Origin of the sequence: Marinoscillum pacificum, from assembly GCF_024714495.1 — a bacterium.
GTDB classification, from domain to species: domain Bacteria; phylum Bacteroidota; class Bacteroidia; order Cytophagales; family Cyclobacteriaceae; genus Marinoscillum; species Marinoscillum pacificum.
In genome coordinates this window covers 81,599-97,527 of sequence record NZ_JAMZMJ010000007.1, presented here as the reverse complement: position 1 = coordinate 97,527, position 15,929 = coordinate 81,599, and the positions used below count along the sequence as shown (strand labels likewise).

Annotated in this window: 16 protein-coding genes; 13 read left to right on the top strand and 3 right to left on the bottom strand. The window is 39.0% G+C overall.

Going from position 1 to position 15,929, the window contains the following annotated elements:
• The first annotated feature begins 13 nt into the window (after positions 1-13).
• The 6 genes from purH to rodA all read left to right on the top strand — a co-directional run bounded on the left by purH (position 14) and on the right by rodA (position 7,069).
• The gene (purH, locus tag NXS00_RS16725) at positions 14-1,540 is read left to right on the top strand and encodes a bifunctional phosphoribosylaminoimidazolecarboxamide formyltransferase/IMP cyclohydrolase (RefSeq protein WP_258100396.1); all 1,527 of its coding nucleotides are present in this window, start codon (positions 14-16) and stop codon (positions 1,538-1,540) included.
• 62 nt (positions 1,541-1,602) lie between these two features.
• Complete coding sequence (locus NXS00_RS16720) at positions 1,603-2,631, top strand: rod shape-determining protein (RefSeq protein ID WP_258100395.1); 1,029 nt, start codon at positions 1,603-1,605, stop codon at positions 2,629-2,631.
• Positions 2,632-2,638: 7 nt separating this feature from the next.
• Entirely contained in the window at positions 2,639-3,451 is an 813-nt protein-coding gene (gene mreC, locus NXS00_RS16715; protein WP_258100394.1) for a rod shape-determining protein MreC, read from the top strand.
• A complete protein-coding gene (locus NXS00_RS16710; protein WP_258100393.1) occupies positions 3,451-3,966 on the top strand; it encodes a hypothetical protein in 516 nt (171 codons plus the stop codon). Before mreC ends, NXS00_RS16710 begins: the two co-directional genes overlap by 1 nt.
• Positions 3,963-5,804, top strand: a complete 1,842-nt coding sequence (locus NXS00_RS16705) for a penicillin-binding transpeptidase domain-containing protein (protein WP_258100392.1) — start codon at positions 3,963-3,965, stop codon at positions 5,802-5,804. The genes NXS00_RS16710 and NXS00_RS16705 overlap by 4 nt, the downstream gene beginning before the upstream one ends.
• Positions 5,801-7,069 carry a rod shape-determining protein RodA gene (gene rodA, locus NXS00_RS16700; RefSeq protein WP_258100391.1) on the top strand — a complete coding sequence of 423 codons (1,269 nt, stop codon included), beginning with the start codon at positions 5,801-5,803 and terminating at the stop codon, positions 7,067-7,069. The genes NXS00_RS16705 and rodA overlap by 4 nt, the downstream gene beginning before the upstream one ends.
• Here the strand turns inward: rodA and NXS00_RS16695 are convergent, their stop codons facing one another.
• A complete protein-coding gene (locus NXS00_RS16695) occupies positions 7,070-8,554 on the bottom strand; it encodes a DUF8457 domain-containing protein (protein ID WP_258100390.1) in 1,485 nt (494 codons plus the stop codon).
• 20 nt (positions 8,555-8,574) lie between these two features.
• Between NXS00_RS16695 and NXS00_RS16690 the strand changes: the two genes are divergently transcribed.
• Genes NXS00_RS16690 through NXS00_RS16660 form a run of 7 tightly spaced genes read left to right on the top strand, consistent with a single transcriptional unit; the run spans position 8,575 to position 14,783 of the window.
• Entirely contained in the window at positions 8,575-8,895 is a 321-nt protein-coding gene (locus NXS00_RS16690) for a 2Fe-2S iron-sulfur cluster-binding protein (protein ID WP_258100389.1), read from the top strand.
• The gene (locus NXS00_RS16685; protein ID WP_258100388.1) at positions 8,896-9,483 is read left to right on the top strand and encodes a thymidine kinase; all 588 of its coding nucleotides are present in this window, start codon (positions 8,896-8,898) and stop codon (positions 9,481-9,483) included. It abuts the gene before it with no gap.
• The gene (gene porZ, locus NXS00_RS16680; protein WP_258100387.1) at positions 9,467-11,629 is read left to right on the top strand and encodes a type IX secretion system anionic LPS delivery protein PorZ; all 2,163 of its coding nucleotides are present in this window, start codon (positions 9,467-9,469) and stop codon (positions 11,627-11,629) included. The genes NXS00_RS16685 and porZ overlap by 17 nt, the downstream gene beginning before the upstream one ends.
• Positions 11,626-12,312, top strand: a complete 687-nt coding sequence (gene recO, locus NXS00_RS16675; RefSeq protein WP_258100386.1) for a DNA repair protein RecO — start codon at positions 11,626-11,628, stop codon at positions 12,310-12,312. Before porZ ends, recO begins: the two co-directional genes overlap by 4 nt.
• 45 nt (positions 12,313-12,357) lie before the next feature.
• Entirely contained in the window at positions 12,358-13,320 is a 963-nt protein-coding gene (locus NXS00_RS16670) for an isopenicillin N synthase family dioxygenase (protein ID WP_258100385.1), read from the top strand.
• Positions 13,320-14,501 carry a chromate efflux transporter gene (chrA, locus tag NXS00_RS16665; protein WP_258100384.1) on the top strand — a complete coding sequence of 394 codons (1,182 nt, stop codon included), beginning with the start codon at positions 13,320-13,322 and terminating at the stop codon, positions 14,499-14,501. The genes NXS00_RS16670 and chrA overlap by 1 nt, the downstream gene beginning before the upstream one ends.
• 54 nt (positions 14,502-14,555) lie before the next feature.
• Positions 14,556-14,783 carry a hypothetical protein gene (locus NXS00_RS16660; RefSeq protein ID WP_258100383.1) on the top strand — a complete coding sequence of 76 codons (228 nt, stop codon included), beginning with the start codon at positions 14,556-14,558 and terminating at the stop codon, positions 14,781-14,783.
• 46 nt (positions 14,784-14,829) lie between these two features.
• Here NXS00_RS16660 and NXS00_RS16655 read toward each other — a convergent pair whose 3' ends face one another.
• Complete coding sequence (locus NXS00_RS16655) at positions 14,830-15,375, bottom strand: OmpH/Skp family outer membrane protein (RefSeq protein WP_258100382.1); 546 nt, start codon at positions 15,373-15,375, stop codon at positions 14,830-14,832.
• Positions 15,376-15,391: 16 nt separating this feature from the next.
• Positions 15,392-15,928 carry an OmpH/Skp family outer membrane protein gene (locus tag NXS00_RS16650; protein WP_258100381.1) on the bottom strand — a complete coding sequence of 179 codons (537 nt, stop codon included), beginning with the start codon at positions 15,926-15,928 and terminating at the stop codon, positions 15,392-15,394.
• Between the last annotated feature and the right edge of the window lies 1 nt (position 15,929).

The window sequence follows — 15,929 nt, the reverse complement described above, 5'->3', positions numbered from 1 at the left end:
TATTTTCAGGCACATGAGCAAAGTACAGATCAAATCAGCGTTAATTTCAGTTTTTTACAAGGATGGACTGGCCCCAATCGTGGAGCAATTGAACGAATTGGGAGTGAAAATCTATTCAACTGGTGGTACTCAGAGCTTCATCGAGGAGATGAATGTTCCAGTAACTGCAGTAGAAGATGTTACGGATTATCCTTCTATTTTCGGAGGTCGAGTTAAAACCCTTCACCCAAAAGTATTTGGCGGAATCTTACACAGAAGAGACCATGAAGGTGACCTAAAAGAAAAAGACACGTTTGATATTCCAGCCATTGATCTGGTAATTGTTGATTTGTATCCTTTCGAGGAAACTGTAGCAAGTGGTGCTAGCGAAGAAGACATTATCGAGAAAATTGACATTGGAGGAATTGCTTTGATCAGAGGAGCAGCTAAAAACTTCAAAGATGTTTTGATTGTCTCTTCAAGAGAATACTATGGCGATCTTCTTCAGATCTTGCAAGATCAAAAAGGTGAGACTTCCATTGAAGACAGAAAACTCTTTGCAACTAGAGCATTCGACACTTCATCTCACTACGACTCAGCTATTTTCAACTACATGAACGGTGACGGACTTGTTCCGTCGTTCAAGACAAGTGCGAGAAATGGCAAAGTATTGAGATATGGAGAGAATCCTCACCAACAAGGAGTATTCTATCAAGAGACTGAATCTTACTTTAATCAAATTCATGGCAAAGAGATCTCTTACAACAACCTTGTAGACATTGAAGCTGCCATCCAATTAATTGGTGAGTTTGGTGAAGAAACTGCTTTCGCTATCCTTAAGCACAACAATGCTTGTGGAGTAGCAACTGGTGCTGATGTAAAAACTGCATATCAGAAAGCATTCCAGGCGGATACTATCTCTGCATTTGGTGGTGTATTGGTGACCAATAAAGAAGTAACCAAAGAAGCTGCGGAAGAAATGAACTCATTGTTCTTCGAAATTCTAATTGCTCCTGCATTTAGCGAAGAAGCTTTAGAGGTTTTAAAACAAAAGAAAAACAGAATCCTTCTTGTCCTTAAAAAAGGATGGGATAGAAAGAAAATACATAAGAGCATGCTGAATGGTACGCTCGTTCAGGATTACGATCACATTACCGATAGTGCAAAAGACCTTAAAGTCGTGACTAAAGTTGCTCCTACACAAGAGCAAATAGATAGTCTAATCTTTGCATCTAAGATTTGTAAGCAATCAAAATCAAACACTATTATCCTGGCTAACAATGGGCAATTGTTCGCAAGTGGAGTTGGTCAAACTTCTCGTGTAGATGCATTAGAGCAAGCTATTGATAAAGCTAAGAAGTTCGGCTTTGATTTGAATGGAGCTGTAATGGCATCTGATGCCTTCTTCCCATTCCCTGATTGTGTGGAGATAGCTGACAAAGCTGGAATCAAGGCAGTAATCCAACCCGGTGGATCTGTAAAAGATCAATTATCCATCGATTATTGTGACGAACACAGCATGGCAATGGTGTTCACAGGTACACGTCATTTTAAACATTAGTATAACTACAGTTTACATATTAAATTCGTAGCTTTCCCAACAAAACACACAGCGAGTAGAACATGGGTTTTTTCGATTTCTTCAATAGCGATATAGCAATTGACCTTGGTACAGCCAACACTTTGATTATCAGTAAAGATAAGATTGTGGTGGATGAACCTTCGATCATTGCTATCGACAAGCACAATAATAAGGTTTTGGCGATAGGACGTGAGGCGATGCAGATGCATGAGAAAACTCACGAAAATATCAAAACCATCCGACCACTTAAGGACGGTGTGATCGCTGACTTCCACGCTGCCGAGCATATGATCAGAGGAATGATCAAAATGATCGACAATGGTAAGAAGAATTGGATGCCATCTTCTCACAGAATGGTAATCTGTATCCCTTCTGGTATCACTGAAGTGGAAAAAAGAGCGGTACGTGACTCTGCTGAGCACGCCGGAGCAAAAGAAGTATACATGATTCACGAGCCAATTGCTGCTGCGGTCGGTATCGGGATAAACATCGAGCAGCCTATCGGATCAATGATCGTTGATATCGGAGGTGGTACTACGGAGATTGCTGTTATTGCATTGAGTGGTATCGTTTGTGATCAATCTATTCGTGTAGCTGGGGATAGTTTCAACAAAGACATCTTAGATTATATGAGACGTCAGCACAACCTTCTAATTGGAGAAAGAACTGCTGAACGTGTGAAAATAGAAGTAGGATCTGCTCTTACTGAATTGGATGACGGACCAGAAGATTACGAAATCAGAGGTCGTGATTTGATGACCGGTATTCCTAAGGTTATCAAGATTTCTTACTCAGAAATTGCTTTCGCAATTGATAAGTCAGTTTCAAAAATCGAGGAAGCAGTTCTGAAAGCCTTGGAGATTTCTCCTCCAGAACTTTCTGCTGACATCTATGATAATGGAATTTACCTAACAGGTGGTGGAGCTTTGCTTAGAGGTCTTGACAAGAGACTCTCTATGAAAACGAAATTGCCAATCCATATCGCGGAAGATCCATTGAGAGCAGTAGTAAGAGGTACAGGCCTTGCACTTAAAAACCTAAATCAATACAAGCCAGTCTTAATGACATAATATTTGAATGCAAAACCTTCTCAACTTCCTTTATCGGTTTAGAACCTTCGGGTTATTTCTGTTATTGGAAGGGGTTTGTGCTTGGTTGATTATCGCCTATAACAAAAGGCCAAACGCTGCATTTTTGAATTCATCTAACTCCCTGGTGGCGTCGATCAATTCATTAACCAGTAATACCACAAACTACTTTCAACTCAAGCAGATCAATGATCATTTGGTGGCTGAAAATCAATTGCTTCGTGAGCAATTAGCCAATCAGTCGCTAGGTAAAGTTGAGCTTGATTCTTCCAAGGAACGGTATATTTTTAGAAAGGCAAAAGTGATCAACAACACTTTTCGCCGGTCTATGAATTATATGACATTAGATGCTGGTCTCAATCAGGGTATAGAACCCGGAATGGGAGTAGTTTCTGGTGCTGGTGTGGTAGGTCAGGTAAAATCAGCTTCAGGCAACTTTTCTACCGTTACATCATTGCTGCATAGAAATTTGATGATCTCTAGTGATATTGTCCGAACTAATACCTTGTGTACGGTACAATGGGACGGAGATTCACCTTTGCAAGCGGAGTTGAAGTATGTTCCAAGGCATATCCCTATTCAGGTAGGAGATAGCGTGATTACTTCTGGTTACAACTCCATTTATCCTGAAGGCATCATGTTGGGAACCATCGCATCCATTAATTTGGAAGACAATGATGTGTTTTACGAAGCTAAAATCGACTTATCCGTTGATTTCAGTTCGGTGAGCTATGTATTTGTAGTGGAAAATATCCTGATCGAAGAACAGGACAGTTTACAACTTGAAGCGATCAACGACTGATGCTAAGAATTAATTATCCTCAACAGGCACTTAATCTTTTGGTATTTCTGATACTTCAGATACCATTTCTCTATAAGCTGGTTTTGTTTGATAGTGCTTTCGGATTCTTCTATGTAGGATTCATTCTTTTCCTTCCTTACGGATTAAGTAGAAGTATTGGAATGACAGTAGCGTTCTTCACTGGATTGACTGTTGATATATTTTCCAATACCCCAGGAATTCATGCTTCTGCCACTATTTTAATCGCCTTTATTAAAGACTTTTGGTTTGACATTACCATTGACCATTCAGATGATGACATTCAGTTGTCTTGGAATGAACTTGGTCCTTGGGGATCTGTCAAATACTTATACCCACTTATTTTCGTTCATCATGCAATTATCTTCTCTATTGAAAATGGGGGATTTAATTCGCTTGGATTTTTGTTTGTAAAAGTGTTCTACAGTGCATGCTACAGCTTCTTGATAGTATTTGCACTTAGTTTTCTAATTGCGCCAAAAACAAGAAGAATATGAACGCACGCAGTTTCATCATACAAGGATTGATACTTTTCATAGCACTGGTATTCTCTATCAGGCTATTTTCCATTCAAGTAATAGATGATGACTACAAATTAGCTGCACAAAATAACATCCTCCAAAAAATCGTCGATTACCCTTTTAGGGGATTGATTTATGACAGAGATGGCGACTTATTGGTTTACAATACTCCTGTTTATGATTTAATGATCGTACCTAAGGAAGTTGATCTGGAAGATTCGACAGCAATCATGGAATTACTGGAAATTGATCACGCAACTTTTGAAGCAAAGTATGACAAAGCCCGTAGGTATTCCAGTATTCTGTCATCCAAGTTTGTAGAACAGATTCCCAATGAAGATTTTGCGAGAATTCAAGATCAATTGGTAAAGTATTCTGGGTTCTATCCCCTTCCAAGAACAGTTCGAGGCTACGAAAAAAGCATTCTAGCCAATACACTAGGTTATATCGCAGAAGTAAGTAGAAGTGAGATTAATCGCGACACCACTAATTATTATAAAGGTGGAGATTACATCGGTAAAGTTGGCATTGAAAAACAGTATGAGGACAAACTTCGTGGTAAGCGTGGAGTCCGATACAAAATTGTCAACGTACAAGGGGTTGTCAAAGGAGAATTCAAAGATGGAGAATATGATACTGCTTCCGTTCCTGGTCAAAGTATTCAGCTAACAATAGATTCAGAACTTCAGGCTTATGCAGAAAAGTTACTTGCTGGTAAAGTTGGAAGTTTGGTTGCTATTGATCCAAAGACTGGAGATATCCTGGCAATGGTGTCAGCTCCTTCATACGATCCAAACCAGTTGAGCGGGAGAAACCTGTCAGAGTTTGGGCCTAGTATAATGAATGACTCATTGAAGCCTCTATTTAATAGACCACTTCAAGCGATGTATCCACCCGGATCCATGTTTAAAACGATTCAGGCACTCATTGCCATGCAGGAAAATAAGCTTTCACCTACAGAGAAAATCATCTGTGATGGGAGCTTGATAGGTGATCATGCACCTCCAGGAATTTATGATGTAGAAAGAGCGATCCAGTTATCCTCAAACAATTACTTCTACAAGGTATTCAAACGTGTAATCGAACAAGGAGATCATGACAGTAGGTATATTGATGCACGAATTGGTATGGAAAAATGGAATGACTACATCAGTCGATTTGGCTTGGGCAATCGCCTGGGTGTTGATATACCAAATGAACAATCAGGCTACATTCCAGACATTCAATTTTACGATAGAGTTTATGGCACCAATAGATGGGCCTTTAGTAACATATACTCACTTAGTATTGGTCAAGGCGAAGTATTGGTCACTCCTATCCAAATGGCCAATCTTGGCGCACTCCTTGCAAATAGAGGACATTACTACACTCCGCACATTGTTAAATCAATTGATGATCAAGGGGTAATTGAACCAAAGCTTAATGATGTAGGAATTGATGAAGTTCATTTTAATTCTGTAATCGATGGAATGCAGAAAATGGCGGAAAGCAACTTTAGAGTTCCTATTCAAGACATCATCGTATGCGGTAAAACAAGTACAGTTGAAAACCCACACGGCATGGACCACTCTGGTTTTATGGGTTTTGCTCCCAAAGAAAATCCACAGATTGCCATTGCTGCCTATGTTGAAAACGCAGGATGGGGAGCACGTGCAGCTGCTGGTACAGCTAGTCTGGTGATTGAAAAATATATTACAGGAGAAATCAATCGACCATGGTTAGAAGAATTCGTGCTTAAAGGAGACTTTTTAGATGAACGTCAGAAACGTGAATTGGAAGCTATGAACAAAGCCAAAAAACTTGCCGCTCAATGAGAAATGACCAGCTGATATACAAGATTGATTGGATAGTGGTACTTGTCTACTTCATTCTGGTTTTCAGTGGATGGCTGAATATCTACGCGGCAGATTATGATCCAGACGTCAATGAAGGCATACTCAGCTTTAGTCAAAGCTCAGGAAAACAACTGATTTGGATTGCTTCTTCGGTGATTCTCATTATATTGATCATGCTCGTGGATTTCAGGTTCTATGACTCATTCGCCTATATAGTCTATGGAGTATTTGTAGCTCTTTTGATTTTTGTTTTACTCCTTGGCCAGGAAGTGTCAGGTTCACAATCCTGGTTTCAAATAGGATCCTATAAACTTCAACCATCAGAGTTTACCAAGTTTGCCACCGCATTAGCACTAGCTAAGTTTCTAAGCAAATCAACTCGAAAAACGGAGGATATTCGTTCTCAAATAATCGGTTTCGCCCTTTTCCTTGTTCCAATGTTGCTAATTATCAAACAAGGAGACTTAGGAACCGCCATGGTTTTTGGAAGCCTTGTTTTGGTTATGTTTAGAGAAGGCATGCACCCGCTCATTCTAATCATAGGTATTGGTGTAGCGCTATTATTCCTATCTACATTGATATTTAGTCAAACAATACTCCTGATTAGTATTGTAGTTCTCACGTTACTTGGAATAGGCCTGGCAGCTAAAACACCTAGCAAAATTGCTGTGGTCGTCCTCGCTGGAATAGTCGCTGCTGGGTTTGTAAAATCCGTAGACTTCATACTTACAGATGTATTGAAACCTCACCAACAGCAACGTGTGATGCAATTGCTCAACCCCAACAGAGATCCTCTTGGAGCAGGATGGCAGGTTACTCAATCAAAAATTGCGATTGGATCAGGGGGATTAACCGGTAAAGGCTATTTGCAGGGAACACAAACAAAATTCAACTTCGTACCAGATCAAACAACAGACAATATTTTCTGTACAGTTGGTGAAGAACAAGGCTGGATAGGAAGCTTCTTGCTACTTGCTGCTTTCACCACGCTCCTACTAAGATTAATATACCTGGCAGAACGTCAGAAAAGTCCATTTGCCCGAATATATGGCTATGCAGTGGTATCCATTTTGTTCTTCCACTTTGCATTCAATATAGCCATGACTATCGGACTTTTTCCAGTAATTGGTATTCCATTGCCGTTCTTTAGCTATGGAGGATCCTCTTTATGGACGTTTACTATTTTGCTATTTATCTTCCTGAAACTAGATGCACACAGGATGCAGGTATTACAGAGACTCTGATTATCTAAAACGTCTGAAAATAACTTTCAAAAGTTCCTTTACCTCATCGCTATTCATATCCCATTGTAGCTTGTTAGCATATTGCTGAACCAACGTTTCTACAGCATCATCGAACGTTTCTTTAGCATCCAATTGATCAATGGCATCAACAAATGCTTCCCTGTCACCTTCAAATAGTTCTTTGGTGAACATATAGCGATGATTGACAGATATAGCTTCCATGATGTTATTGACCTGTTTGGTCTCTAACTTATTAGCTACAGTTTCCTTCTCTTCAGCTGTGAAGCGATCATTTATGGTTGGCTGTCTTTCAGCATATTTCTGATTAATTGATGAGTCCTTTTCTTCTTCCTTATCCTCGTCTGAGTCCGAACTTTCAACTACGGGAGATTCCTCTGTTAATTGTTCGTCTTCAAATTCATCATGATTTTCTTCTCCTATTGATTCCTCAGTTTCTTGCTCCGAGAAGTCTTGATCACCTTCAGCTTCTATTTCCGAATCCAAATCATCTTCTTCAGTATCCTGATCTTCTACTTCAGAATCCTTTTCTTCGATTTCTTCGTCCGCATCTTCATCATATGACTCTTCATCAAACGATTCACTATCTTCCTCAGCTAAGTGTGACACCTCAGAGTCTTCGTGCTCTATTTCCTCATCTTGAATTACTTCCGATTCTTCTTGAGTAGCTTCTTCAATTTCAGAAACGGCTTCTACCTTATTATCTTCTACTAACTCAGGCCCATCATCGTCCTCTGGATAGTCAAAAGAAACTTCTGTCTCATCTTCATCGTCCGTCAAAACAGAATCATCAAAAGGCAAAACATCTTCATCGTCCTCCTCTTCATCAAACTCATCGACAAGCTCATCTTCTGAAAAGTAAAGATCATCAAAGGATAAAGGAACCACCTGCGATAACAAATCCACTTGTTGCTGAACCAATGAATCCGTTTCAATATCATAGAAATACTCTCCAGCGGCATCAACAAATTCTTCAATCTCTAATCCATCACTAGAAGTGAAAAATTCTTCAATATCAGTTCTATGTAACTTGATGTACTTGAGAATAGGTTTGGTCAACTTATCCGTAATCTTTGAGACATCCATCTCCTCAAATTCCAGACTTAAATAGCTCCCAGGCTCCATTGCCAATAATAAGGTATCAGCAACTGCCTCTTCCACCATCGATCCAAAGTGCTCTTTAGATACCTCTATGTGTTGCGAAAGCGTGTTCATAAACTGAACCATAGCTTTCCGCACATCCGGATTCTTATAGTTGAAGAAAGGACTCTCCAATCTTTTCATTTCCTCCTGCCACTTTCGGAAGAGAATTTTTAAGATGAAAAAATTGACCTGTTTGGATGGAGAAACATTCAGAATTTCCTTACCCGATATCCGTTCATTGTCTGCGAAAAATTCTGTGGTGATTTTTTCAGAAAACTCTTCACTATATTCCCTGATAAACTCATCATTTAGTTTCCTTTGCATAAGATTTGGAAGATTGAAAAATGCCGGAAGTCACCATTTATAACCTCCATAGTAAAACTATTCATTGCAAATCTAAAACGGAAAAACTTCTGGATATTTTGCTTTCAGAGACCGATTGGATGCATGCATGTGGAATGAAAGGAAGATGTACTACCTGCACTGCCGTTATTTTAGAAGGACATGATAACTTGTCGGAGCTTTCTGAAGCTGAACTAAGATTTATTAAATTGGGCAGATTAGGTGAGAACCAACGCTTATCTTGTCAATGTAAGGTATCTGGCGATGTGGTTATTAAAACACCCGAACTTTATAAACTACCTCATTTAGAGTATTCAGAATAGATGTTTGTAGAACCAAATATTGGCAGCCACAGCAAATCAGGCTGGATAGAAGTAGTCTGTGGCTCAATGTTTTCAGGAAAAACCGAAGAATTGATTCGTCGACTAAACCGTGCATTGTTGGCACAACAAAACGTAGAGATCTTTAAGCCAAAAGTTGATAAAAGGTACTCCAAAGAGCAAGTGGTCTCTCATAACAGCAATGCCATTAATTCCACTCCAGTAAATTTTGCACACGATATTCTACTTAGAGCAGGAAATTGTGACGTAGTTGGGATTGATGAAGCACAATTTTTTGATCCTGAAATTGTTAATGTAGCAAACCAACTCGCCGATCAGGGGAAAAGAGTAATTGTTGCTGGTTTGGATATGGACTTTATGGGTAAACCATTCGAACCAATGGATAAGCTCATGGCTGTTGCCGAATACATTACAAAGGTTCATGCGATCTGTATGGATTGTGGAAGAATTGCATCTTATTCACATCGACGGACTAAATCTAAGAAAACGGTCGTTTTAGGAGAAAAGGATATCTATGAAGCACTCTGCAGAAAATGCTTTAATGAAAAAATGCATGGCCCAACTAAGTAAGCTTTTGCTTCTACTCTGCTTGCCATTCAGCCTGGCAAGTCAAAATATCCCTATTGAAACCTGGAGAAATCACTTCAGTTACTCAAACATCCGGCATATCACCAGTAGTGATCAAAATATTATCTGCGCAGCTGAAAACGGCATATTTTATATTAACAAAGCAGATAGATCTATCAATTTATTAAGTAAAATAGATGGTTTATCAGATGTCGGCGCTTCTGATATCGTATATGATCACTCATCTGGATCACTGGTCATTGGCTATCCTTCGGGATTGATCGATATCTACAGAGATGGTAATACGATCACTGTCTCGGCAATTTATGAGTCACTTCTTGTAGGAGATAAGTCTATCAAGGACATAGAGGTAAGAAATGATAGAATATATGCTTCCAATGGCTTTGGCATTATCGTGATCAACTTAAACAATGGCGAAATCATAGAAAACTTTCAATCGATTGGTGTTGGAGCAACGGATGTAGAAGCTTTTGAAACCGCCAGTAATTCAGACTATTTAGTCGCAATTACAACCGGTGGACTTCAATTCGGATTTTTAAATCAAAACCTCCTTGATTTTAACAATTGGGAAGCATTGGACACGGATTACAATTCTTATTCTAACCTGACCTTTATAAATGATGAATTACTGGCTGTTATAGTCAATGACACGTCCATTTATTCTTACAATCTAAAAACAATCGATAAGGTATTACTTCATAGCTCGCCCTCAGCAATAAATGACATTGAGCTAGTCAATAACCAATTGTACCTATTGAGTAATAACACAGCCTACTCACTGAACAATGAAACCCTAACTCCTCAAACAACTTTTGATAACGACATCAATTTGTTGTTTTATGATGAGCAGCTTTGGTATGGCTCCATAGCAAATGGTCTTCTAGACAATTCATTGACATCCTTTTACCCTAATGGTCCGCTAAAAGATGACATCACAAATATTCAATTTGTAAACGGATCTGTCTACTCTCTTTATGGGCCAAATGTTGAAAACTATGAATCCGGACATGATGGTGTCGGTTATGATGTTTTCGATAATTCAATCTGGTCAAACATTGTCATTCCAGGATTTGATAACCTGACAGATGTCGAGAGTTTTCAAGACAACATTTACGTAGCATCTGCAAGTGACGGGTTAATGAATTTAACCACGAAAGAAAAAATATCAATCAATCAGAGTACTAGTTCAAATTTGATAACTATATCATCATTAGCAAGTAGTGATCAACTATACATAACGTGCTTTGATCACCAAACTCCATTAATAACGCTGGATGAAGAAGGAACCTTGACTCCATATCAGAGCGATTATACCATTACTTCATTTCCAACAGATGTACAGGTATCCGAAAGAGAGACCATCTGGTTAACTAGAAGCACTTTGGATGGTGGAGGAATCATCACTCTGGAACTTGATGAAGATCAATTTCGCGTAATTAATAATGCTGATGGACTTACTAGTAACAATGTGAATAATGTGGCTATTTCACTTTCAGATGAAGCCTGGGTAGCAACAGGCTCTGGCCTTGTTTCATATAATGATGCATCCTTTATCTTCAACAACACAGAAGCAATTCCCGCTTACTTTGACGGAGAAGAGTTATTCACTAGCGTCAATGTAACAGCCGTTGCAATAGATGGAGGAAATCGGGTATGGGTAGGAACCGAAAACCAAGGTATTTGGGTATTCGACAGCAACTTTAGTCAGTTAGCTTACAGGTTTACATTTCTTAATTCATCATTACCAAGCAATGCAATTATAGATTTTGCCTACAATTCTAATAACGGTGAGATGTTTATTCTCACAGAAAAAGGTCTTTCTTCATTCAGATCCAATTCTTCGCTGGCCCAAGCTGTACATACTAATGTCAATATTTTCCCAAACCCGGTGAGACCCGGCTATCAGGGGAAAGTTGGCGTAACAGGTTTAGTGAATAATGCATCTATAAAAATTACCGATGTAAATGGTAAGTTGATGAAAGAACTAAATGCCAACGGAGGCACTATTAGCTGGGATTTAACAGATTACAATAATAACAGAGTATCTTCTGGAATCTATATTTTATTTAGCTCTAATAATCCTGGCGATCAAACCTATATTGGCAAATTAGCTGTTGTGAATGAATGATTGAAAAGACACGTGGGATCGTCATCAAGTATATCAAATATCAGGAGTCAAGTATAATCGCTCAGATATTTACAGAGGATTATGGGCTTACACCATTTATGATCAATGGCATCAGAAGTGCTCGAAGCAAAAGAAGCATCGGCTACTTTCAGCCGTTCTCACTTTTAGATCTCGTGGCTTATGTTAAATCAGGTCGTGAAATTCAACGATTGTCCGAATACAAGTATCTTATTCCTACCCACAGCATACAAACCGACATTCGAAAAAGCACAATTGTCTTATTCTTATCTGAAATCTTGACGAAGCTTCTTCAACACGAAAAAGGGCCGCAAGAACATCTTTTTGGATTTCTTTTAGAATCCATCGTTCAATTCGACCAGATGGCAGAAGCGATTGAAAATTATCATCTTCATTTTTTACTGAAAATCTTACCATATTTAGGATTAGGGATCGATGATGGTGATGCTCTTATTCGAAGTATGGAGCTAGAGATGATTCATGAAGACGATCAACTACTAGCTTTTGTATCACGTATTATCGACTCAGATTATGTCGATCCGGTTGGAGGAAATGGACAATTACGTTTTAAGGCATTAGAATTAATCCTGAATTATTACCATCACCACACTGATGTGATAGGAGAAATCAAGTCTTTGAAAGTCTTACACCAGGTTTTTCAATGATATTTACTCAAATCGCTGTATTTTTGGGATATGCCCAAAACAACTATGAGCGACAAATTATATACAGAAATTCCGTCTCTGGATTTAGCTGATTTTACTTCTGGCGATCCGGTAAAGAAAAAACAATTTGTAGCAGACCTGGGACAAGCTTATCAAAACATAGGCTTTGTTGCGATTAAGAACCATGGTCTTTCCGATGAACTTACTGAAAGATTGTATGCTTCAGTAAAAGAATTTTTCAGCCTACCTGATGAGGTTAAGCTTCAATATGAAGAAACGGTACTAGCAGGTCAGCGTGGGTACATCAGCAAAGGAAGAGAAAAGGCAAAAGGAAGAAATACTGGGGACCTGAAGGAGTTTTATCACGTTGGTCAACCAAAAGCAAACCAATTACCGGATTATCCTGATAATATTTGGCCAAAAGAAGTGCCAGCATTTCGCGAGTATACTACAGAGGCATACAAAACCCTGGAGGCAGCAGGAGTTCAAATGCTCAGAGCCATCGCCATTCACATTGGTCTAGATGAATTCTATTTCGACGAGAAAGTGAAACAGGGGAATAGCATCCTAAGACAAATTCATTACTTCCCAATAGAAAATCCAGACGAGATTCCTGAAGATGCGGTGAGAGCAGCGGAGCATGGAGACATCAATTTAATTACTCTACTAATGGGAGCTAGTGCAGATGGATTACAAGTTCTGCGCCGAGATGGAGAATGGATTTCCATCACAGCCTTACCAGACCAGATAGTGGTCAACGTTGGTGATATGATGGATAGACTCACTAACCATAAACTGAAGTCGACGATTCATAGAGTAGTCAATCCTCCAAGAGAGTTGATGGGCACTTCCCGTTACTCCATACCTTTTTTTATGCACCCTATTTCAAGCATGGACTTAACTTGTTTGGAAAGCTGTGTAACAGAGGAAAATCCAAAGCGATATGAAGATATGACTGCCGGTGAATTCCTTGATGAACGATTAAGAGAAATTGGATTGAAATCCTAATGTCAGTAAGAAGGGTTAGATACATCATATTTCTGAAGGATGTTCTAATCCTTTCACTTACCTCATTTGGAGGTCCTACAGCTCATTTAGCACTCTTCCTGGATATGATGGTAGAGAAGAGAGCTTATATCTCAGAAAAAGATCTTATGGAGCTGTATGCTCTATGTCAAATTCTTCCTGGCCCTACTTCTACTCAAACGATTACAGCCATCGGATTTAAAATCGGTGGACCAAGTCTCGCCTATTTGACTTTGCTCATTTGGGCATTGCCTGCGATGACCATTATGATTAGCCTTGGCCTTATGGTCAACATGTTTGAATCACTGGATGTATCTCTTGAATTCCTCAAATACATTCAACCCATAGCTGTTGGTGTAGTTGGGTATTCGGCATATCGCATTTCTAGCAGCGTAGTATCAACTCGTACGGGATTTTTCTTGATGATCATATCAATTATGGCTGCAATGAGTTTTAGAACTCCATGGGCGTTCCCAATAATGTTACTAATTGGAGGGTTTGTCACTGCATTTAAATACAAGAAACAGCCTCTCGAAGAAAAAACTACCATCAAAATTAACTGGTCGAACTTTTTCTTATGGCTCGGTGTACTGGTCTTTGCGGCAGTACTCGGGCATATCACTAAATTCTTACCTATAAGACTCTTTGAAAACTTCTACAGAAACGGAAGCTTGATCTTTGGTGGAGGTCAGGTGCTTGTTCCTCTACTATATACAGAGTTTGTTGAGTTTAAAAACTACCTTACATCAGAGCAATTCCTTTCTGGATACGGATTTGTACAAGCATTACCAGGCCCAGTATTCTCGTTCAGTGCGTATGTAGGCACTTTGAGTATGAGAGAAACCTCTATTTCCTTACAAATATTAGGTGGATTTATGGCTGCTGCCGGAGTTTTCTTACCGGGAACATTTCTGATTTTCTTTGTCAGTAGGTTTTGGGAAGATTTAAAGAAATACCGAATGGTCAAAGCATCATTAGAAGGAATCAATGCTGTCAGCTCAGGAATGGTAATTGCCGCAGCATTCTTATTGTTTGAGCCTATACCAGGCACACCGATCAATTACATATTAATGCTTGGAACCATGAGCTTGATGTTCTTCACACGCATTCCTACCCCATTCATCATTCTTGCTGGCTTAATCACCGGAATCATTCTGAACTAGTTTGGGTTAGATTTTATTTAACCATAAATTCACATTCAGATAGATCAACTCACTATGGACAAAATCAATCTAGGAACTACTGAACTTGTATGGACGATTTTTACAGCTCTAGCGCTGATTGGGGCGGCAATCCTTTTTATTGTATCGACAAGAGCAATAGTTAGATCTACCTCCTTAGGCAAAACTCAAAAGGCTATTCTTTTTGCTGGCACCATTATCGTACCGATAATTGCTCCAGCCTTGACCATAAGATTTATCTCCTCTAGAGAAATTCAGCAATAAAAAAGCGCCACTTGGGCGCTTCTTATTTACTTATTTTATTCAAGAATTAGTTGCCAGCTGCAGCAGCAGGAGGCGTAATTCCCAATTTCTTCAATATCAAGTTTGACACATCGTCTTGCTCTCTAGCATAAAGTAACACATCAAATCCTGGTGCTCCAGCACTGAATATATGCGTATAATTGTTTTCCTTAGCTACATTCTCAATAGCAGTTCCAATCTTCTCATATACTGGCTTAAGCAATTGATTTCTCTTGTTAGCCATTGATTGCTCAGCATCCTGAGTGAATTTTTGGATGTTTTGTTGAAGAGAAGTTAACTCTTCTTCTTTATTTGTTCTGATCAAATCATCCCAAGTAGCGGCGTTTTCTTGATATTCAGCCATTTTAGTCTGATAATCATTATACTTCGCTTGAAGTGAATTTTGTAATTGCTTTTCATAAGCTTTCAAATCCGCATCAATCTGCTTAGCCTCAGGCAAAAGGCTCAAGACATAATCTGCATTGGTATAACCGATTTTTAAAGCATCTTGTGCCGACAGTGTAAAGGCACTAGCCATAATAGCTACCAATAAGCTTAAAACTTTAGTTTTCATAATCAATAGTTGTTTCCTAGTTATTTTCTCCATTATTCTCGCCTAACCCTAATTCCTCTAACACATAATCTGTGTAATCATGAATAGGATCAGTATAAATCATCACCAAGTCTCCAGACTTGTCAAAGACTATTTGAAGTCTGTTGTTTTTGGCAACTTTCTCAACAGCATCAAAAACCTGATCTTGAACTGGTTTTATCAACTCTTTTTTCTTTAGGAAGTAAAGCCCATCAAAACCAAAAATCTGTTTTTGATATTCTTTTACTTCTTTCCAGGCACGATCGATTTCCATTCGTCGTTCCTGCATCATCTCCGGAGTAAGCAACACTTCTTCTGCCTGCAAGGCCGCCTCTTTCTCTTCTACAGCTTTATACATGGTCTGGATTTCTGCCTCCCATCCCTTGGCTAAAGTTTCAATTTCAGTTTGAGCTTCCTTGTATTCAGACATTCTACCCAGAACATACTGAGTATCAACGTACCCGAATTTCTGCGCAAATGTATCATTTATTGCAAAAAATAACAGAATGAATCCTAATACAAGTAATCTCTTCATG

Coding starts and splice junctions, on each gene's coding strand:
- chrA (WP_258100384.1), top strand. CDS start 13,320: ATGTCAGTAAGAAGGGTTAGATACATCATATTTCTGAAGGATGTTCTA.
- NXS00_RS16695 (WP_258100390.1), bottom strand. CDS start 8,554: ATGCAAAGGAAACTAAATGATGAGTTTATCAGGGAATATAGTGAAGAG.
- NXS00_RS16655 (WP_258100382.1), bottom strand. CDS start 15,375: ATGAAAACTAAAGTTTTAAGCTTATTGGTAGCTATTATGGCTAGTGCC.
- NXS00_RS16710 (WP_258100393.1), top strand. CDS start 3,451: ATGCTAAGAATTAATTATCCTCAACAGGCACTTAATCTTTTGGTATTT.
- NXS00_RS16685 (WP_258100388.1), top strand. CDS start 8,896: ATGTTTGTAGAACCAAATATTGGCAGCCACAGCAAATCAGGCTGGATA.
- NXS00_RS16705 (WP_258100392.1), top strand. CDS start 3,963: ATGAACGCACGCAGTTTCATCATACAAGGATTGATACTTTTCATAGCA.
- NXS00_RS16660 (WP_258100383.1), top strand. CDS start 14,556: ATGGACAAAATCAATCTAGGAACTACTGAACTTGTATGGACGATTTTT.
- NXS00_RS16720 (WP_258100395.1), top strand. CDS start 1,603: ATGGGTTTTTTCGATTTCTTCAATAGCGATATAGCAATTGACCTTGGT.
- rodA (WP_258100391.1), top strand. CDS start 5,801: ATGAGAAATGACCAGCTGATATACAAGATTGATTGGATAGTGGTACTT.
- NXS00_RS16670 (WP_258100385.1), top strand. CDS start 12,358: ATGAGCGACAAATTATATACAGAAATTCCGTCTCTGGATTTAGCTGAT.
- NXS00_RS16690 (WP_258100389.1), top strand. CDS start 8,575: ATGCCGGAAGTCACCATTTATAACCTCCATAGTAAAACTATTCATTGC.
- NXS00_RS16650 (WP_258100381.1), bottom strand. CDS start 15,928: ATGAAGAGATTACTTGTATTAGGATTCATTCTGTTATTTTTTGCAATA.
- porZ (WP_258100387.1), top strand. CDS start 9,467: ATGGCCCAACTAAGTAAGCTTTTGCTTCTACTCTGCTTGCCATTCAGC.
- mreC (WP_258100394.1), top strand. CDS start 2,639: ATGCAAAACCTTCTCAACTTCCTTTATCGGTTTAGAACCTTCGGGTTA.
- recO (WP_258100386.1), top strand. CDS start 11,626: ATGATTGAAAAGACACGTGGGATCGTCATCAAGTATATCAAATATCAG.
- purH (WP_258100396.1), top strand. CDS start 14: ATGAGCAAAGTACAGATCAAATCAGCGTTAATTTCAGTTTTTTACAAG.